Genomic DNA, 17,651 nt, shown 5'->3' on the forward strand with positions numbered 1-17,651 from the left:
GGTCGTCCGCGATTAGCGTCTGCGGCATGACCCCCGAACACCCTTCTCGGCTGGCCGAGGCGCTGCGTCGCCGCGACTGGCTGCTCTCCGCCTGGCCCTGGCGGGCGCTGGCCTACCTGGTCAGCACCGTCCCGATCGCCGGCGTGCTCAGCATCGGGCTGCTCGTCATCGTCGGACCCCTGCTGGCCGCCGTCAACGCGCTCCGGCTGCACGGCCGGCCGCCGAGCCTCGCGCTGATGCTGTTCCTGGCGACCAGCAGCCTCATCCTGCTGGCGTTGGCTCCGATCGTGAGCTTCCCGGTCGCCGCCGTCGAACGATGGCGGCTCAGACTCGTGGACGGCCGGCCGCTGCCCTCGCCGTCGTGGCCGGGCCTGGCCGCGCGCTACCGCAGCGCGGGGACCTGGCGGGAGGTGGCCTACCTGTTCTGGCTGGGCGGTGTGGCACCCATCGCGTACTGGGTGTTCCTCGTGCTGGTGCTGCTCGACCTCGGGATGATCACCAGCCCCTGGCTCGCCGGCGATCCCACCGAACCGGTCGTGATCCTGGGCCGGGTCGAGAGCACCGGCGAAGCCGTTCCGTACGCGATCGTGGGTGTGCTGCTCCTGCCGGTCTTCTGCTACGCGGGCGGCCTGCTCGCGGCCGTGCAGGCCGCCGTGGCCCGGTGGGCACTGGCCTGGCCGGTCGACACCGCGGCGCTGCGTGAGGTCGCCCGCTCCCGCACCCGCCTGGTCGGCGCATACGAGGCCGAACGGCGCCGCATCGAACGGGACCTGCATGACGGCGCGCAGCCACGGCTGACCAGCCTCACCCTCCAGCTGGGCCTGGCCCGGCTGGACGTACCCGAGGACTCCCCCGCCGCCCGACCCCTCGCGGTGGCGCACGACCAGGCCCGGGGCCTGATGGTGATGCTGCGACAGCTGGTGCACGGCATCCGGCCGCAGAGCCTCACCGACCTCGGTCTCGCCGGCGCGGTACGCGAGCTGGCCGACGCGGCCACCGTCGCGGTGACCGTGCACGCGGACGTCGACGGCGAGCTGCCCGAGATCGTGGAGACCACCGCGTACTTCGTGGTGTCCGAGGCCCTGGGCAACGTGGCCCGGCACGCCGGGGCGACCCGCGCCGACGTGCGCCTCACCCGGGTCGGCGGTGACCTCGTGGTCGAGGTGTCCGACGACGGCGGCGGCGGCGCCGACCCGTCCCGGGGCACCGGCCTGACCGGCCTCGCCGACCGGGTCGCTGCCGTGGACGGCCGGCTGCTGCTCTCCAGCCCTCCCGGCGGGCCTACCCTGGTCCGCGTGGAGCTGCCATGTCGCCGGTGACCCGGGTGGTGCTCGCCGAGGACGAGGTGCTGCTGCGGGAGGGCCTGGTCGCGCTGCTGACCCGCTTCGACTTCACGGTGTGCGCCGCCGTCGGCTCCGCGCCCGCCCTGCTGGACGCGGCCCGCGACCACCAGCCGGACCTGGTGCTGACCGACATCCGGATGCCTCCCGGCCGGCGCGACGACGGGCTGGGCGCGGCCGTCGCGCTGCGCGCCGAACGGCCCGGGCTCCCGGTCGTGGTGCTCAGCCAGTACGTGCAGACCGGGTACGCGGCGGCGCTGCTGGACAGCGGCGACGGCCAGCGGGTGGGCTACCTGCTCAAGGACCGGGTCGCCGAGGTCGCCGAGTTCGTCGACACGCTGCGCCGGGTCACCGCGGGCGGCACCGCCATCGACCCGGACGTGGTCCGGCAACTCCTGCACCGCCCGCGTGATCCGCTCGCCGCGCTGTCCGCCCGGGAACGGGAGGTGCTGGCGCTGCTGGCCGAGGGCCGCTCGAACGCGTCGATCGCCGCCCGGCTGCACGTCACCGAGGCGGCGGTCGGCAAGCACGTCGGCAACATTCTGCTGAAGCTCGACCTGCCACCCAGCGACGACACCAATCGGCGGGTGCTCGCGGTGCTCACCTACCTTCGCAGCGACCCGGCGGGCTGACCAGCGCCGGGCTGAGATCGGGGCGTAGATTCGACCAGCGGTACCGGTGCCACCAGGGGCGCGGGCCGGCGAGACGGGGGTGTGGCATGGCGGAGGCGCTGCGGGTTGGCCTGCTGGGGTACGGGCTGGCGGGCCGGGTGTTCCACGCACCGCTGATCGCCGCGACGCCCGGGTTGCGGCTCGACGCCATCGTGACCCGCGATCCGCAGCGACGCGAGCAGGCCCGGCAACACTTCCCGGACGCCCGCCTGGTCGAGGACGCCGACGAGTTGTGGCGTACCCCGGAGGCTCTGGACCTGGTCGTGGTGGCGACGCCGAACCGGCAGCACGTGCCGATGGCGCGGGCGGCGCTCGCCGCCGGCCTGCCGGTCGTCGTGGACAAGCCCCTCGCGGCGACGGCGGCGGAGGGCCGCGCGCTGGTCGACGAGGCGACCGAGCGTGGGGTGCCGCTGACGGTGTTCCAGAACCGGCGCTGGGACGGCGACTTCCTGACCGTCCGCCGCCTCGTGGAGCAGGGCGAGTTGGGGCGGGTGCTGCGCTTCGAGTCCCGTTTCGAACGGTTCCGTCCGACGATCAAGCCGGGCTGGCGGGAGCTCGCCGGTCCCGAGGAGGCCGGCGGTGCCCTCTTCGACCTCGGCGCGCACCTCATCGACCAGGCGGTGCAGCTGTTCGGCCCGGTCGACCGCGTCTACGCGGAGGTGGACCGTCGCCGCGCGGGTGCGGCCGTCGACGACGACGCGTTCGTGGCGTTGACCCACGCGGGCGGGGTGCACTCGCACCTGTGGATGGGCGCGGTGACCGCTCAGCTCGGGCCGCGCCTGCGGGTGCTCGGCGACCGGGCCGGCTACACGACGTACGGGCTGGACGTGCAGGAGGCGGCGCTGCACGACGGCGGCCGACCGGACCAGCCGGGCTGGGGCGAGGTCCCGTCCGAGCGGTACGGCATGCTCGGTGTCGACGGCGACCTGCGACCGGTGCCGACCGTGCCCGGCGCGTACCAGAGCTTCTACCAGCAGGTGGCGGCGGCGCTGCGGGACGGCACGCCCATGCCGGTGGACCCCCGCGACTCGGTCGCCACCGTCGAGCTGATCGAGCTGGCGCACCGGTCCGCCGCCGAGGGCGTGGTGCTGCCGGTCCCGGCCTCCTGAGGCCACACCTCAACCAGTGGGTGCCGTCGCTGACGCCACTCACCACCCTGCCGCGGGAACACGTCGTCTGGGCAACAGCGTGTGCCGGTCCATCTGCCTGTTGAATCGCTGACAGCGTTTCGTCTGTGCTGAATACTGGTGCTGAACTGCACTGGGGAGGCATCTCAGAGGGCGGCGACGACATCCAGCCGGCAGACGCCCGACCGGATGTCGTCGCCGCCTCCGTCAACCGGCTAGGTGGCGTCCCGTTCGGAGGGGGCGTCGTCCGGCACCCGCGCGTCATCGTCGGTCAGCGCGTCATCGGACGAGTTGGCCAGGTTGGCGAGCTGGCGCTCAGCCTCCCGGATCTCCTCGGCGAGCCTCGGGTTCTCCTCGGCGGATCCCTGCGACATGGCGACCTCCATCACGGATTCCGGACGGATACCCGACCTGACGGCGGAGACACGGGGCAGATCCGGACACCGTGGCGGCGGTGGCCGCCGTGGACAGGAACCCGTGTTGATCCATTGGACGGTAAGTTGCCGTCCAGTCCGCTCGGATGTGATCACAATCGTCATGTCGGAGAAGCGATCCCCGTTGATCCGTGCGGCAACAGAGCCCTTACCTGGAGATGGAGCAAGAGATGAGCAAGAGATTCAACGGCAGTTGCGCCTGCGGCGCCGTGACGTACGGGTTCGACAACGAGCCCACCTTCGTGGCGAACTGTCACTGCACGGACTGCAAGCGCGCCTCTGGTGGAGAGATGGCGACCTTCGCGCTGGTGTCCGACTCGGACTTCACCGTGTTCGGTGGCGAAACCAAAGGCTTCCCGTACCCCGCGAACCCGCAGACCTGCGCAGGCAACGGCCTGACCCGGGTATTCTGCGTCAACTGCGGCTCCCGGGTGTTCACCAACGAACTGGCTGACTTCCCGGGCGGGGTATTCGTTCAGGAGGGCACCCTCGACAACCTCACCGACTGGTTTGCGCCACAGGCGGAGATCTACACGTGGAGCCGCCAACCGTGGATGCCGGCTCTCGACGTCCCGCAGCACGATCACGGCGTCAGCTGACGTTTCCGGTGTGACAAACGAGTGAGAGGTTCGGGAACCGGTCTTCCCGAACTGACACGTTCTCCGGCGCCTGAGACGTCACCGCCACTCAGTCGAGCACCGGGACCGGACCGGCGAGCGCGCCAGGCTGAGCCCGGAAGCGTCGCCGGCCCGGCCCGGTGCCGGATCAGCGCTGCTTTAACTCCTGCCAGGATGGGTGGGTGCCGCGCCAGGCGTCGGCGAGGATGGCCGCCGAGGCCCTGCTGGGGCACTGCTGCACCCGCTCACGACCCGACGCCCCACCGATCTGGGCGCGGACCTCCCAACCCTGCCCGTCAGTACGGATATACACGTCCCTGCGCCCGCGCGGGGTCGTGTCTCCGTTCCACCAGTGCTCCTCCACCTTCATTCGCCGACCGTATAGCAATTCCCGCGCCGAGGGTACGGCGCAGGTGTGCCCAGAGTGGGGCAAGAGCCGCAATTCAGACGTATTTCGGGCCAAGCGTTGGCAGTTCAAAACCATATCGGCGGATCTCCCCCTCCTGAGTTGCAGATCAGGAACGTCTCCGAACCCGCGGGAGAAGACACCGAGGGCCGGCGGTCAGGGCTGGGTCGTCAGCAGGTAGTCGTCGGCCCCGGGGCTCCACCGTAGGTCGAGGACGCCGGCGGTCGCGGCGGCCTTGCAGAACTGGAGGAAGCTGCGGTAGCCGAGCTTCTTCTCGCTGAAGTCGGGCCGGGCCCGGCGTACCTGGTTCTTCAGCCCGGACAGCGCCACCGGGTTGCCGCCGCTACCGAGGTCCGCCACGACGCCTCGGAGCAGGCCGAACGCCACCTCCCGGTCGCCGTGCTCGGGCAGGGAGACCTCGGGGTCACCCTTCGCGGGGCCTTCGGCCAGCTCGATCACGTTGCGTTCGGCGAGGTGGCGCAGCAGTTCACCGAAGGTCCGGAAGCCGTAGTCGGATTCACTGAACGTCGGGTCCTTGCGCAGCAGGGTGCGCTTGAGTCGGGAGGCGGTGACCTCGCCGTTGGCGCTGCCCTGCAAGCCGGCCACCGTCTGGGCGACCTGCACGGCGAGCGAGTCCACGTCCCGGCCGGGCTCCTCCCCCGCCGGCCGGTGGTCGATCTCCGCCTCGCGCTCCGGCTCGGGGGGTCGCTGGTCCGGACCGGCCTGTCGGGTGGCGGCGGGACGAGCGCGACGGCCGCGGGCCGGCGGGATGTCCACGCCCTCCAGCCGGTCGTAGTAGAGGAACTCGTCGCAGGCCGGCGGGAGCAGCGCCGACGTCGACCCCTCGACGCCGACTCCGATGACCCGCTTGTTCAGCTCGCGCAGCTTGTGCACCAGCGGCGTGAAGTCACTGTCGCCGCTACAGATGACGAAGGTGGAGATGTAGTCGCGCTCGAACGCCAATTCGATCGCGTCGACGGCCATCTTGATGTCGGCCGCGTTCTTGCGGGAGGCGCCCATCCGCTGGGGAATCTCGATCAGCTCGACGTGCGAGCGGGTGAGCATCCGGCGGTCCTCGTCGAAGTACGACCAGTCGGCGTACGCCCGGCGCACCACCACCCGGCCCCGCTCGGCCAGCGCGTCGGCGATGGGTCGGAAGTCGAAGTCCGCGCCGCCACGGTGGTCGCGCGCCCCCAGCGCGAGGTTCTCGTAGTCGAGGAACAGGGCGATCCGGTCTTCTTGATCCACGCGGCCCAGCGTACGCCCGCCGTGGGCGCCCCGGGCGCAGGTGAAAGCGCGACACCTCCACTCTCCGACCGTCCATTTCTTGCGGCCTGATAGCCGCATCTTTTCGCTATTTCATTGTCGTCTTGCAGCAGGCTGTTCGGTGCTGCATCATGACGATCAATGTCGGGCGTTGGGGGAGCGCCGGGCGGACCTCCACCACCACCCACCCAGGAGGGTCACCGATGTTTCGCAGCCTCATGCCGGCGCGGGGACGCCCAGGCCGGCCGGCCGCCACCGCCGTCGCGCTCGCGACCGGCCTCGCCGTTCTGGTCGCCGGACCCACCGTGGCCGCCGCCGGTCCGTCCACGTCCGCCGGAGCAGAGCCGGTGGTCACCCGCGCCGCCCTCGACCCGGCGCTGGTCGCCGGACGTGGCGCCGACGTCGACTTCGTCGAACAGGAGGCGGAGAACGCGCGCACCAACGGCGAGGTGATCGGCCCGGACCGGTCCGCCTACACGCTGCCCGCGGAGGCGTCCGGCCGCCGGGCGGTCCGGCTCACCCCCGGTGAGTACGTGGAGTTCGTCCTGCCCAGCGCGGCCAACGGGCTCACCGTGCGGTACAGCATCCCGGACGCCCCGCAGGGTGGCGGGATCACCGCGCCGCTGCGGGTCGCGGTCAACGGCAAGCACGTCCGCACCATGACGTTGACCTCGCAGTACTCCTGGCTCTACAACCAGTACCCGTTCACCAACGACCCCCAGGCCGGGCTGCTGCACCCGGACTGGTGGATCACCGAGTGCCAATGCGTGCCGTCGGCCACCACGCCGTACCCGAGCATCAGCACGCCGTTCAGGCCCACCCACTTCTACGACGAGCAGCGACTCCTGCTGGGTCGCACCTACCGGGCCGGTGACACGATCCGGCTCACCGCGCCGCCCGGCAGCGCCGCCGCCTGGACCATCATCGACCTGCTCGACTCCGAGCTGGTCGCGCCGCCGCGCGTCCGTCTGCTCGCGGCGAACGTGCTCGCGTTCGGCGCCGATCCCACCGGCCGGCGGGACTCCGCCGACGCCCTGGACCGGGCCATCACCTTCGCCCGGCGCACCCACCTGAAGGTCTACGTCCCGCCGGGCACCTACCAGGTCAACCGGCACATCATCGTCGACGACGTGACCATCGAGGGCGCCGGCAACTGGTACACCACCTTCAAGGGCCGCGAGGTCGCCCTGCCGACGCCCGCGCCGGACGGCTCGGTGCACACCGGCGTCGGCTTCTACGGCCGCGACGCCGACGACGGCGGGAGCCGCAACGTCCACCTGTCCGGCTTCGCCATCGAGGGTGACGTGCGGGAGCGCATCGACACCGACCAGGTCAACGCGATCGGTGGGGCGATGAGCGACTCCACCGTCGACGGGCTCCACCTGCGGCACACCAAGGCCGGCCTGTGGTTCGACGGTCCGATGCGCAACGTCCGCGTCACCAACACCATCATCGTCGACCAGATCGCGGACGCGCTCAACTTCCACACCGGCGTGACCGACTCCCTCGTCGCGCACAACTTCGTCCGCAACACCGGCGACGACGGCCTGGCGATGTGGTCGGAGAAGACGGCGAACGCGCGCAACACGTTCGACCACAACACCGTGCAGTCACCGACCCTCGCCAACGGCATCGCCATCTACGGCGGCACGGACACCACCGTCTCGCACAACCTCGTCGCCGACCCGGTACGCGAGGGCAGCGGTCTGCACGCCGGATCCCGCTTCGGAGCGGAACCGTTCACCGGGTACCTGCGGTTCACCGGCAACACCACCGCGCGCGCCGGCACGTACGAGCTGAACTGGAACATCGGGCTGGGCGCGATCTGGATCTTCGCCCTGGACCGCAGCATCGACGCGGCCATCGAGGTGACCGGCGACGCGTACCTCGACAACACGTACAACGCGATCATGCTGGTCAGCGACTGGCCGGTGAAGGATCTCTACTCGATCACCGACGTACGCTTCCGCGACGTCCGGGTCGACGGCACCGGCACCTCGGTGGTCAGCGCCCGCTCGGCCGGGTCGGCCTCGTTCGCCAACGTGGGCGCCCGCAACGTGGGTGCCGTGGGCGTCAACAATTGCGGGTCGTTCCACTTCACCCCGGCCGGCTCGGAGTTCACTCTGCACGACCTCGGCGGCAACGACGGCGGCTGGCTCGCCCCGTGGCTGCTGCCCAACACCATCACCTGCGACGACCGGCCCCCGGTGTCGCCGCCCCCGCCTCCGGCGCAGTGGTGAGACGCGGTGGGGAGGTCCGGCTGACCGGGCCTCCCCACCGCTCACTCAGCGCACTCGGGCGTACGCCAGCGGCACGCTCGTCGGCTGCCCGTCCCAGCTGCCACTGAGGCCAGCACCCACTCCCCCGTCGACCCCGACACCGGGCCGGCGGACGACGACGAGCTCGACGGAGTCGGTGCCGATGACCGTGCGGTCATCGTCGGCCACGCTCCGGACGGCACCGACCGGGGGCACGTCGGTGAGCCCGCCGTCGCTGGCGACGACCGTCACGCTCGGCTCGCGCAGCTCACGCCGACCGTCCACCTCGAAGTACTGCTCCGCCTGGCCGGCGCCGGCCAGGATGGCGTGCGCCAGCGCGGCGGCGTACACCGGGTCGGCGCAGCCGTCGTACACCCAGCGGGTGCCGAGCACCGAATGTTCGGTGGTGCCGACCAGCCAGTCCTCGGCACCGTTGAGCGGTGCGTCACGGTAGGTCAGCGGGACGTGGTGGACCGGACCGTCGGCGGCACCGACCAGGATCGTCTCGATGCCGACCGCGCCGGCCGGGTCGTCGAAGCGGTAGGCGCCCCGGCTCACCAGGTCGGCGTCGGCCGACCCCCGGTACCAGGGTCGGCCGGGCAGCCAGGTCGCCAGCAGGTCGATCTTCGTGGGGCGCAGGGTCGCGCGGTGCAGCAGTGCCATGCCGGCAGCCTAGGTCACACGCCCGCGCAGGGTTTCCCGCCGATCACGCAGCTCTCCGGTTCCCGTGCCTTCGGACGGCTGTCGCGCACGTCGAAGCGGAACGTCTGCGACCCTCCGGCCGGCACGGCCGGCCCGGTGAAGGTGATCGCCCGGCCGTCCTGCCGCCAGGTCGCGTCGTCGACGTCGTCGACGGTGGTGCCCTCAGCGAGGGTGACCACCACGGCCCAGTCCGCCACCGGCGCGCCGCCCGGGTTGTCGACCACGATCTCGCCGGTGTAGCCGAACAGCCGGCTGGAGTCGGTCTCGTAGCGGGCCACCACCGGCGGCGGGGGTAGCGGGGCCGGCGTGGGCGTGGGCGGCGGCTTCGCCGACGGGGAGCGGCTCGGTCGGGTGGTCGGCGACGCGGTGGTCCGCGAGGGCCGCACCGAGGCCGTCGTGGTCGGCGCGGTCGTGGTCGCCTCCGTCGTCGGTGTCGGTGTGGCCGCCGGCGCCGGCGTGGCGACGGGATTCGACTCGGGGGGCAGCGCGATCCACGCCGCCGTCCCCACCACCAGCACGGCCCCGCCGACCAGGCCCAGCACCACGCGACGTCGACGGCGGGGCCGGCCGCGTACGCCGATCAGCGGCAGCTCGGCGGTCATCCCGGCCTCACCGCGGCGTAGGTCGACCTGTTGAAAGGCGAGCCAGTCGAGGATGGCCGGCAGTCGCACGGTCAGCGCCTGCCGGAGCTGCTGCGCACGCGGTTCGTGCTGCTCGGCGGACCAGGCACCGTGCGTGGTGACCTCCCGCACCGCGAGCCGGCAGCCCTGCTTCGTGGCGGTGACGGCGCAGGTCAGCTCGGTGAGCCGGCCGGCCTCGTCGCAGCGCAACGCGAGCAGTTCGGGCATCTTTCGCTCGGTCACCTCGACCTCGACGTCGGCGTCGAAGCCCGGCACGCCGGCCGTGTGCAGCAGCAGCCGGTCCGGCACGCCCTCCACCGTCTCGGCCTCGACGAACCAGCGGCCGAGCAGCTCCAGATCCGTCAGGGCGAGCCAGACCCGGTCGGGCGGGTGGGACAGGTCGACCTGCGCGTCGATCTCGATCACGGCGAGACTCTAACGGGTTTCCCACCCGACGCCGCCCGCCCGCCCCCCGATGGTCACCGCGCTGGTCAGCCCCAGCGGGTCGACCGCTCGGCCACCGCCGCCAGCGCCGCGCGGGCATCGGCGCTCAGCTCGGCGAGCAGTTCGGCCGCCGGCACCTCCCGGGCCAGGGGGTGCGCCTGACCGGCCCACAGGTTGGCGACCGACGCGTCCCCGTCGCGGCGGGCGGCGGCGAGCAGCGGCCGGGTCAGGTGCAGCACCTGCGGGTAGCCGGTGGGAGCCGCCGCGTCGTGCCGGCGCAGGAAGTCGTTGACCACGCCCCGGGCCCGCTTGCCGGTGAACGCCCGGGTCAACGCGGTCGGTCCGGTGCCGGCCACCGCGGCCCGGTGCAGGGGCGAGCTGCCCGCCTCCGGGCACCGCAGGAAAGCCGTACCGAGTTGAACGGCGGCGGCGCCGGCGGCCAACGCGGCGGCGATCCCGGGACCGTCGGCGATGCCGCCCGCGGCCACCAGCGGCCGAGCACACCGGGAGGCGGACAACCGGAGCAGCGGTAACAGCGCGTAGTCATCGTCGTCCGGCATGCCGCCGCGATGCCCGCCGGCCTCGGTGCCCTGCACCACGACCGCGTCCACACCCAGCTCGGCGGCGGCCGTGGCCGCGTCCGGCCGGGTGACGGTGGCCCACACCTCGGTGCCCCGCTCGCGCAGGGTGGCCACCGCCGCCCGGTCCGGCAGCCCGAACGCGAAGGACACCACCGGGACCGGGTCCGCGAGCAGCGCGGCCAGCTTCCCGGGGTACGCGTCGTCGCCGCCCACCGGCTCGCCGAGGCGCACCCCGCGCTGGTCGGCCTGCGGGGCGAGCCGCTGCGCGTACGCCTCGATGGCGGCCTCGTCGACCGGGCCGGAGCCGGGCAGGAAGACGTTGACCCCGAACGGCCGGTCGGTGCGGGCGCGGACCTCGGCGACATCGGCGACCAGCCGGCCGGTGTCGATCATCCCGGCGGCCAGGAAGCCCAGGCCACCGGCGGCGGACACGGCCGCCACGAGCGCCGGTGTGGACGGGCCGCCGGCCATCGGGGCGGCGACGATCGGGTGGCGCAACGTGGACAGCACGGACATCCGCCCATCCTGCCGCACCGGGTCCGGGCCGGTCGGTGACCCGTCGGTCACCGGCGGTCGGTGTGCCGCCGCCACAGCACTCCGGCGACCGCGAGGAGCGCCAACAGCGTCCCGGCGCCGGCCGCGAGCGGCCAGATCGGGCCGCCGACGTCGCCGGTGTGCTCGGCCGCGGGAAGGGCCGCCGTGGTCGCGGGCGGGGCCGCGGCGGTGGACTCCGCCGGATGCGAGCCGGTGGCGGTCGCCGTCGGGGCCGCGTACCGCAGGATCGTCGGGCGGGCGCCCGGCGCCTGGTCGGCGGACTCGGAGACGGTGAGCAGCGACTGGCCGTCCCGGCTGTAGGTGATCGACTCGCCCTGCGGCTCGTCCGGCAGCGGGACGGTCCGCGGGGTGCCGCTGGTCAGCGCGGCGACCACGTCACCGTCGGGTACGTCGTACTCGATCGCGTCGGCGTAGGTGCGCAGCACCACGCGGCGCCCGTCCGGTGCGTTCGCCGCGCCGGTGACCACCCGCCGACCGAGGAACGAGTACGGGTTGGCGGTGGTGCTGGGCGGCAGGACCACCTGGCCGACCGAGGCCAGCGGCGTCTTCGCGCCCGGCCGGAGCGCGGCGGTCGGCGCGTAGAGGACGGCGGTGCCGCTGCCGTCCTTGGTGATGACCAGCGGCCGGCCGTCGGCGTCGAGCAGCAGCGCCTCCGCGTCGTGCGGGCGATCCGGGTACGTCATCCGGTGCAGCACGGGCTCGTCCGCGCCCGGTGCGAGCCGCCACAGGGCCACCGTCTCCCGCGTGCGGTCGTTGTCCCCGATGTCGGCGACCCAGAGGGTGCCGTCCCGGCTCATCGCCAGGTCCTCGGTGTCGCGGGGACGGGAGGGGTAGCTGACCGTCCGCGTCACGGCGCAGCCCCGGTCGAGGAAGAAGATCCGGCTTCGGGCCTCGTCGTCGGCGCCGTCGTTGACCACCACGTACCCGTCGTTCGTGGCGACCATCCCGGAGATCTCGGTGAGCCGGTCGTCCCGTACCTGGCAGACCTGCGCCGGGCTCGCCGCGACGGCCACGCCCGGCGTCAGCAGCGCGGCCGGCACGGCACCCACCGCCAGCGCGGTCAGCGCCGCTGTCGCGCGGGCACGCCGCCCCCGGGTCAGCCACCCGCGTACCCGCATCGCCCGCCTCCTCGTCGCGGCCGTGTCCCGGCCGTCCCGACCATCCTGGCGGATCCCACCCACCGGCGGTGGTCATCTCCGGGGGACGCGTCGGCGCGCGTTGCCGATGTCCTGTCCGCTACCGCGTGGACCAGCGTTGTGCGCCGGTGCCGTTGCACGTCCAGAGCTGCACCCTGGTGCCGTCCGCGCTCGCCCCGCCGTTCACGTCCAGGCACCGGTCGCCGTAGACCCGCAGCTCACCGGCGGCGGTGCGGGTCCAGCGCTGGTTGGTGCCACCGTGGCAGTCCCAGATGATCGTGGGGGCGCCGGCGGTGGTGCTGGCGCCGGAGACGTCCAGGCACCGCCCGGAGGCGGGGTTGACCAGGCCGACCGGGGTGCCCACCGGTGGGCCGCCCGCCGGGACGAGACTGCCGGGCACCGAGCGCAGCGCGTCGTACCAGCGGACCGCCGCGACGGGTGGCACAACTACTACGGCTGGCCCACGGATGCCCGTTCCCCGTTCCTGTTCACCGCCACCGGCACCGACGTGGACGGCCTGGTCTACGGCAACCTCGGCTCGGGCGGCCTGTCGGTGTCCCCGTTCGCCGAGCGGTCCCCCGGGTACGGCCGGCACACGATCGAGTACCGGGGCATCGACGCGGTGGGCAACATCGGGGCGGCCGGCGCGTTCGTAGCCACGCTGATCCCGCCGCCACCGGCCTGCACCAGCGTGGTCACCGGCCGGCACGCCGGCCCGCTGGCGCTCACCGGCACCGCGTCGGCGCCGATCCTCGCCGGCGGTCAGGTGGGCGCGCTGGTCTGCTCGGGCGGCCCGGCCCCGGTCGATCTCGGGGCGCCCACGGCGGTACGAACCGGACGACCGGGCGGAGACTGCGGGGCGTGATGCCTGAGTGTGGCGGTACGGGGTAGGCAGCGGCCCGGCGGCCTGTCGACGACCGCCGCGAGGAGGCTGCGATGAGCACGTACCGGGACGACCAGAGCGCTCCGATCCCTCCCCCGGAGGCGGATGCCGTCGAGCAACGGCAGGACGCGTTCGACGTCGGGCCGCCGGACCGGGTGTCGGGTGACGTCGACCCGGAGGCGTCCGAGGCCGACCTCGCCGAGCAGGGGGCGCTGCCGGCGGGCACGCTGGAAGAGGTGACGTCGTTGCCGGCCGACGCCAACCCGGCGGACGCCCTCGAACAGCGTCAGGAGATCCCGGCCCGCGACGAGGGCCGCCGGACCTGACCGCACCGGGCCGGGTCCGGCCTGCCCAGCGTGTCCTGCCGACCCGGCCCGCTCAGCCGATGGCGACCTGCCAGAGCAGGAAGGCGTTGAGCGCGACCACCAGCACCGCCACCAGCGACGCGGCGGCGGTGGTGAGCGGGTGGTTGACCAGGTTTCCCATCAGGTCGCGGCGGCGGGTGAAGGCGACCACCGGGATCAGCGCGAACGGGATACCGAAGCTGAGGATGACCTGGGACAGCACCAGCGCCCGGGTGGGGTCGAGGCCGATGGCGAGCACGGCGAGCGCGGGCAGCAGGGTGACCAGACGGCGCAGCAGCAACGGCACCCGCCGCCGCAGGAAACCCTCCATGATCACCTCGCCGGCGTAGGTGCCGACGCTGGTGGACGCGAGCCCGGAGACCAGCAGCGCGATGGCGAAGGCGAACGCGGCGGCGGTGCCGATGGTCTGTCCGAGGCCGGCGTGCACTCCCTCCAGGCTGTCCGCCCCGGCGGGACCACCACCGCGGAAGCTGGCCGCGGCGATCAGCAGCATGGCGAGATTGACCGCTCCGGCGGCGGTCAGCGCGAGCAGCACGTCGGTGCGCTGGCCGCGAAAGAGCGTACGGCGTTCGCTGTCGTCGGCGGCGGGGATGCGGTCGCGGGTCAGCGCGGAGTGCACGTAGATGACGTGCGGCATGACGGTGGCGCCGAGGATGCCGGCGGCCAGCAGCACGCTGTCGGTGCCCTGGAGTCGGGGCACCAGGCCGGCGACGGCGGAGCCGGGGTCGGAACCGGAGGCGAGCAGGTTGCCCGCGAAGGCCAGCACGATGACGCCGAGCAGCACGGCGATGCCGATCTCGAACGCGCGGAACCCGCGTGAGCGCAGGGCGAGCACGGCGAACGCCGCGGTGCCGATGATGATCCCGCCGGGCAGCAGGGGGATGCCGAGGAGCAGGTAGAGGGCGACCGCGCCGCCGATCACCTCGGCCAGGTCGGTGGCCATGGCGACCAGTTCGGCCTGCACCCACATCATCCGGTTCACCGGCCGTGGCAGGCGCTCCCGGCACAGCTCGGGCAGGCTGCGCCCGGTGGCGAGGCCCAGCTTGGCGGTGAGCGTCTGCACCAGCATGGCCATCAGGTTGGCCACCACCACGACCCAGACCAGCAGGTAGCCGTAGCGGGTGCCGGCCGCCGAGTTGGTCGCGAAGTTGCCGGGGTCGACGTACGCGACGGCGGCCACGAACGCCGGGCCGAGCAGGATCAGCCGTCCGCGTACCCGACCCCGGGCTCGGGCCGTCTGTAGCGGTGTCGCCGTCGACGCCGTGAGCTGCCTGGTGACCATCGACCACCTCCGTTCGCGCGGATCGCCTGCCGGCCCCTTCCCGATCCGCTGGCCCGTCGGTGCCAACCTCTGGCCCGCCGGTGTCACCCACCGCCGCCGCGCCGTGTTTTCCACGGCACGCCGGGTCGTGCTTGACAGCTGAACAAGCGGTGGGACGCGGGGTTGGCCCGCCAGCGACTGGCGCAGCTCGGCATTCCGCCGGACCGCCCGGTCGGCAAGCTCTCCGGCGGGCAACGGGCCCAGGTGGCGCTCGCCCTGGCGCTGGCCAAGCAGCCCCGGCTGCTGCTGCTCGACGAACCGGTCGCCAGCCTCGATCCGCTCGCCCGCCGGGAGTTCCTCCAGTCGCTGATGGGCAGCGTGGCGGAATCCGGCACCACCGTGCTGCTCTCCTCGCACCTGCTGGCCGACCTGGAACGGGTCTGCGACTTCCTGATCGTGCTCAACGCCTCCCAGGTGCAGCTCACCGGGGCCGTCGACGACCTGGTCGCCGAGCACCGCCAACTGGTCGGTCCCCGGCACGACGGCGGCGTGATCGGGGGCGTCGCCGCCGTGGTCCGGGCCAGCCACACCGACCGGCAGTCCACCCTGCTGGTCCGCACCGACGGCCCGGTCACCGACCCGGCCTGGACGGTCCGTGACGTCAGCCTGGAGGACGTCGTACTGGCCTACCTGGCCGACGGCACCACGCAGACCAGTCACAGCGAGTGGGGAGTGGCGGCATGATCTGGTTGACCTGGCGGCAGCACCGCAAGCTGGCGCTCTACACCCTCCTGGGGTTCGCGGTGCTCGCCGCCGTGCTGGTGCCGATCGGCCTGTCGATGCGGCACACCTTCGCCGACCTCGGGCTGGCCGAGTGCCTACGCCCGTCCGCCCTCAGCGAGGCGGCCGCGCAGACCTGCGACGTGGGCCTCCGCCGGTTCAGCGACCGGTACGACAGTCTGAACCTGGTTGCGGTGCTGCTGATCAGCCTGCCGGTGCTGGTCGGCCTGTTCTGGGGCGCACCGCTGGTCGCTCGCGAGGTGGAGCAGGGTACGCACCGGTTCGTCTGGACCCAGGGCGTCGGCCGCACCCGCTGGGCGCTGGTGAAGTTCGGGCTGGTCGGCGGGGCCGTCGTGCTCCTCTCGGTCGGCTATGGACTGGGCATGTCGTGGTGGGTCGCACCGCTCACCCAGGCCGCACACGAGGGCCGACTCGGCGTGATCGTCTTCGATCTGCAGGGCATCGTGCCGATCGGCTACACCCTCTTCGCCGTGGCGCTGGGCATCTTCGCCGGCACCGTGTGGAAGCGGATGCTGCCCGCCATGGGCATCACCCTGGCCGGGTTCATCGGCGTACGGGCAGCCATCGAGATGCTGGCCCGACCGCACTACCAGCCCGCGCGCACCCGGACCTTCCCGATCGAGGGGAACGGGATTCCGGAGGGAGACCGGGGCAACTGGATCCTCGCCGCGGGCATCCGGAACCCCGACGGGACGATGGTCGCGGAGAACGCCCGGATCCAGTGTCCGCCGGGCGGAAAGGGCCCGGACGGCCGGGCCTGCGGTGCCGAGCTGGGCCTTCAACCGGGCGCGTACAACTGGGAGCTGTACCAGCCGGCGGACCGGTTCTGGCTGTTCCAGGGCATCGAGACGGGCATCTTCGTCGCCCTGGCGGTGCTGCTGCTCTACCTCGCGGTGCGTCGGGTCCGCCGGATCGCGTAGGCCGGTCAACGGGTGCTCGTCGGGGTGCGGGGGCCTCGGCGAGCACCCGTCAGCGCAGGCCCTCGACGGTCAGCGTGAGCCAGGACGCCAGGTCGTGCAGCTCGCCGTGCACGGCCCGGGTCAGCTCCGGAGTGAACGGCACATCCTCGTGGACGGCGTGCACGGTGAACGCGCCGCGCCTGCGGTCGGCGGTGGCGTCGACCTTTCCGACCAGCCGGTCGCCGTGCAGGATCGGCAACGCGAAGTAGCCCCACCGCCGGTTGGCCTTCGGCTTGTACATCTCCAGCACGTACTCGTAGTCGAACAGCTCGGCCAGGCGGACCCGGTCGTGCACCAGCCGGTCGAAGGGCGACAACACCGCGGTACGACCGGTGAAGGGCTGCCCGAGCGCGGCCGGGTCCACCCGCCACACGCCTGCGACGCCCTCGACGACCGCGGGCTCACCGGCGTCACCGACCTCGGCCGGTTCGCCGGGGACGACCACCGTCTTCTCCCGGGCGATGCCCAACGCCCGCAGCCGGCGCTCGTTGCGGAGCCGGTGCGCCTGCTCCACAGGGACGACGGGCGTACCGGCCGGGTAGACCCGCTCCGCCACGTCCCAGAGTCGCTGCCGCCCCCGGCGGCCGGCGATCCCGACCTCGCCACGCAGGACCAGGAACTCCAGCATCTGGGTGACGTTGCGGTTGTTGGTCCACCCCGACGACGGCCACGGCACCGCGCAGGTGTCCGGGATGTCGCGGGAGAGCAGCGGACCGTTGGAGCGGAGCAGGTCGAGCACGTCGCGGCGGAACGAGTCGTTGGCACGCAACCACTCGCGCTGCCGCCCGTGGGCGGGCGCCTGCGCCATCGCGGCGAGATGGAGCCCCAGGTCCTCCATCGGACGCACCATCGCGTGGTGCTCGAAGAGCGTCCGGTCCCGTTCCAGCGCCCGCCGCAGGTGCTCCGGCTGGTACGACGAGCCGAGCCGGCTCCAGCACACCAGGTCGGCGCTCGGCGCGACGGCGGCCGTCGGGTCGATCTGCACCAGGGTCAGCTGGCGTACCACCGTCAGCAGGTCGGGCGGGCGCGGAGCGGCCAGCAGTTGCGCACGGACGGCGATCCGCCGCGCCTGGGCCCGATCGATCTGGTGGACGACCACGTCGCCGACCCTAACGGCGAGCACCGACACCGCACCGGTCGGCGGCTCAGCCGGCGAGCCGCCGGTACCGGGCGACCGAGAGCGGCCCGAAGACGGCGACCAGCACGATCGGCCAGGCCACGGCCA

General features: G+C 73.0%; 19 protein-coding genes. 9 read left to right on the top strand and 10 right to left on the bottom strand.

The features are described from left to right. The first annotated feature begins 26 nt into the window (after positions 1-26). From O7620_RS13990 to O7620_RS14000, 3 genes are all read left to right on the top strand, one after another. Positions 27-1,319, top strand: coding sequence for a sensor domain-containing protein (locus tag O7620_RS13990; RefSeq protein WP_278123357.1), 1,293 nt, complete (start codon positions 27-29; stop codon positions 1,317-1,319). Continuing rightward, positions 1,307-1,972 carry a response regulator transcription factor gene (locus O7620_RS13995; RefSeq protein ID WP_278123358.1) on the top strand — a complete coding sequence of 222 codons (666 nt, stop codon included), beginning with the start codon at positions 1,307-1,309 and terminating at the stop codon, positions 1,970-1,972. The genes O7620_RS13990 and O7620_RS13995 overlap by 13 nt, the downstream gene beginning before the upstream one ends. A gap of 86 nt (positions 1,973-2,058) precedes the next feature. Continuing rightward, a complete protein-coding gene (locus O7620_RS14000; protein ID WP_151488788.1) occupies positions 2,059-3,120 on the top strand; it encodes a Gfo/Idh/MocA family oxidoreductase in 1,062 nt (353 codons plus the stop codon). A gap of 233 nt (positions 3,121-3,353) precedes the next feature. Here O7620_RS14000 and O7620_RS14005 read toward each other — a convergent pair whose 3' ends face one another. Next, complete coding sequence (locus O7620_RS14005; RefSeq protein WP_192580170.1) at positions 3,354-3,512, bottom strand: hypothetical protein; 159 nt, start codon at positions 3,510-3,512, stop codon at positions 3,354-3,356. Between the two features lie 191 nt (positions 3,513-3,703). Between O7620_RS14005 and O7620_RS14010 the strand changes: the two genes are divergently transcribed. Next, positions 3,704-4,171: a GFA family protein gene (locus tag O7620_RS14010; RefSeq protein WP_278123359.1), complete on the top strand. Its 468-nt coding sequence runs from the start codon at positions 3,704-3,706 to the stop codon at positions 4,169-4,171. A gap of 166 nt (positions 4,172-4,337) precedes the next feature. On the opposite strand, the gene O7620_RS14015 is transcribed toward O7620_RS14010, so the two are convergent. After that, entirely contained in the window at positions 4,338-4,559 is a 222-nt protein-coding gene (locus O7620_RS14015) for a hypothetical protein (protein ID WP_151488790.1), read from the bottom strand. Positions 4,560-4,751: 192 nt separating this feature from the next. Next, on the bottom strand, positions 4,752-5,843 hold the full coding sequence (locus O7620_RS14020) for a PIN domain-containing protein (protein WP_278123360.1): 1,092 nt from the start codon (positions 5,841-5,843) through the stop codon (positions 4,752-4,754). A 221-nt stretch (positions 5,844-6,064) separates the two neighbouring features. Here O7620_RS14020 and O7620_RS14025 point away from each other — a divergent pair, with 221 nt between their 5' ends. Then, positions 6,065-8,101 (top strand): glycosyl hydrolase family 28-related protein, encoded by a 2,037-nt coding sequence (locus O7620_RS14025; RefSeq protein WP_278123361.1) that lies wholly within the window; start codon positions 6,065-6,067, stop codon positions 8,099-8,101. Between the two features lie 45 nt (positions 8,102-8,146). Here the strand turns inward: O7620_RS14025 and O7620_RS14030 are convergent, their stop codons facing one another. From O7620_RS14030 to O7620_RS14050, 5 genes are all read right to left on the bottom strand, one after another. After that, on the bottom strand, positions 8,147-8,782 hold the full coding sequence (locus O7620_RS14030) for a hypothetical protein (protein WP_278123362.1): 636 nt from the start codon (positions 8,780-8,782) through the stop codon (positions 8,147-8,149). A gap of 14 nt (positions 8,783-8,796) precedes the next feature. Beyond that, the gene (locus O7620_RS14035; RefSeq protein ID WP_278123363.1) at positions 8,797-9,867 is read right to left on the bottom strand and encodes an SRPBCC family protein; all 1,071 of its coding nucleotides are present in this window, start codon (positions 9,865-9,867) and stop codon (positions 8,797-8,799) included. 65 nt (positions 9,868-9,932) lie between these two features. Then, positions 9,933-10,982, bottom strand: a complete 1,050-nt coding sequence (locus O7620_RS14040) for a nitronate monooxygenase (protein WP_278123364.1) — start codon at positions 10,980-10,982, stop codon at positions 9,933-9,935. Between the two features lie 47 nt (positions 10,983-11,029). Beyond that, positions 11,030-12,139, bottom strand: a complete 1,110-nt coding sequence (locus tag O7620_RS14045) for a hypothetical protein (RefSeq protein WP_278123365.1) — start codon at positions 12,137-12,139, stop codon at positions 11,030-11,032. A gap of 118 nt (positions 12,140-12,257) precedes the next feature. Then, positions 12,258-12,602 carry an RICIN domain-containing protein gene (locus O7620_RS14050; protein ID WP_278123366.1) on the bottom strand — a complete coding sequence of 115 codons (345 nt, stop codon included), beginning with the start codon at positions 12,600-12,602 and terminating at the stop codon, positions 12,258-12,260. Positions 12,603-12,665: 63 nt separating this feature from the next. On the opposite strand from O7620_RS14050, the gene O7620_RS14055 reads away from it, so the two are divergent. Beyond that, a complete protein-coding gene (locus tag O7620_RS14055) occupies positions 12,666-13,022 on the top strand; it encodes a hypothetical protein (protein ID WP_278123367.1) in 357 nt (118 codons plus the stop codon). 71 nt (positions 13,023-13,093) lie between these two features. Continuing rightward, on the top strand, positions 13,094-13,366 hold the full coding sequence (locus tag O7620_RS14060) for a hypothetical protein (protein WP_278123368.1): 273 nt from the start codon (positions 13,094-13,096) through the stop codon (positions 13,364-13,366). A gap of 52 nt (positions 13,367-13,418) precedes the next feature. Here the strand turns inward: O7620_RS14060 and O7620_RS14065 are convergent, their stop codons facing one another. Further along, positions 13,419-14,687, bottom strand: a complete 1,269-nt coding sequence (locus O7620_RS14065) for an Nramp family divalent metal transporter (protein ID WP_278123369.1) — start codon at positions 14,685-14,687, stop codon at positions 13,419-13,421. Positions 14,688-14,849: 162 nt separating this feature from the next. On the opposite strand from O7620_RS14065, the gene O7620_RS14070 reads away from it, so the two are divergent. Continuing rightward, on the top strand, positions 14,850-15,410 hold the full coding sequence (locus O7620_RS14070) for an AAA family ATPase (protein WP_347403765.1): 561 nt from the start codon (positions 14,850-14,852) through the stop codon (positions 15,408-15,410). Further along, positions 15,407-16,387, top strand: coding sequence for a transporter (locus tag O7620_RS14075; RefSeq protein WP_278123370.1), 981 nt, complete (start codon positions 15,407-15,409; stop codon positions 16,385-16,387). The genes O7620_RS14070 and O7620_RS14075 overlap by 4 nt, the downstream gene beginning before the upstream one ends. Before the next feature lie 49 nt (positions 16,388-16,436). Here the strand turns inward: O7620_RS14075 and O7620_RS14080 are convergent, their stop codons facing one another. Further along, positions 16,437-17,525 carry a crosslink repair DNA glycosylase YcaQ family protein gene (locus tag O7620_RS14080; protein WP_278123371.1) on the bottom strand — a complete coding sequence of 363 codons (1,089 nt, stop codon included), beginning with the start codon at positions 17,523-17,525 and terminating at the stop codon, positions 16,437-16,439. Positions 17,526-17,651 lie beyond the last annotated feature (126 nt).

Origin of the sequence: Micromonospora sp. WMMD710 (genome assembly GCF_029626045.1) — a bacterium.
In the GTDB taxonomy this organism is placed as follows: domain Bacteria; phylum Actinomycetota; class Actinomycetes; order Mycobacteriales; family Micromonosporaceae; genus Micromonospora.

Bases quoted from the DNA above. Each gene is read 5' to 3' on its own strand.
- O7620_RS13995 (WP_278123358.1), top strand. From the start codon at position 1,307: ATGTCGCCGGTGACCCGGGTGGTGCTCGCCGAGGACGAGGTGCTGCTG.
- O7620_RS13990 (WP_278123357.1), top strand. From the start codon at position 27: ATGACCCCCGAACACCCTTCTCGGCTGGCCGAGGCGCTGCGTCGCCGC.
- O7620_RS14030 (WP_278123362.1), bottom strand. From the start codon at position 8,782: ATGGCACTGCTGCACCGCGCGACCCTGCGCCCCACGAAGATCGACCTG.
- O7620_RS14040 (WP_278123364.1), bottom strand. From the start codon at position 10,982: ATGTCCGTGCTGTCCACGTTGCGCCACCCGATCGTCGCCGCCCCGATG.
- O7620_RS14045 (WP_278123365.1), bottom strand. From the start codon at position 12,139: ATGCGGGTACGCGGGTGGCTGACCCGGGGGCGGCGTGCCCGCGCGACA.
- O7620_RS14015 (WP_151488790.1), bottom strand. From the start codon at position 4,559: ATGAAGGTGGAGGAGCACTGGTGGAACGGAGACACGACCCCGCGCGGG.
- O7620_RS14060 (WP_278123368.1), top strand. From the start codon at position 13,094: ATGAGCACGTACCGGGACGACCAGAGCGCTCCGATCCCTCCCCCGGAG.
- O7620_RS14005 (WP_192580170.1), bottom strand. From the start codon at position 3,512: ATGTCGCAGGGATCCGCCGAGGAGAACCCGAGGCTCGCCGAGGAGATC.
- O7620_RS14025 (WP_278123361.1), top strand. From the start codon at position 6,065: ATGTTTCGCAGCCTCATGCCGGCGCGGGGACGCCCAGGCCGGCCGGCC.
- O7620_RS14000 (WP_151488788.1), top strand. From the start codon at position 2,059: ATGGCGGAGGCGCTGCGGGTTGGCCTGCTGGGGTACGGGCTGGCGGGC.
- O7620_RS14065 (WP_278123369.1), bottom strand. From the start codon at position 14,687: ATGGTCACCAGGCAGCTCACGGCGTCGACGGCGACACCGCTACAGACG.
- O7620_RS14075 (WP_278123370.1), top strand. From the start codon at position 15,407: ATGATCTGGTTGACCTGGCGGCAGCACCGCAAGCTGGCGCTCTACACC.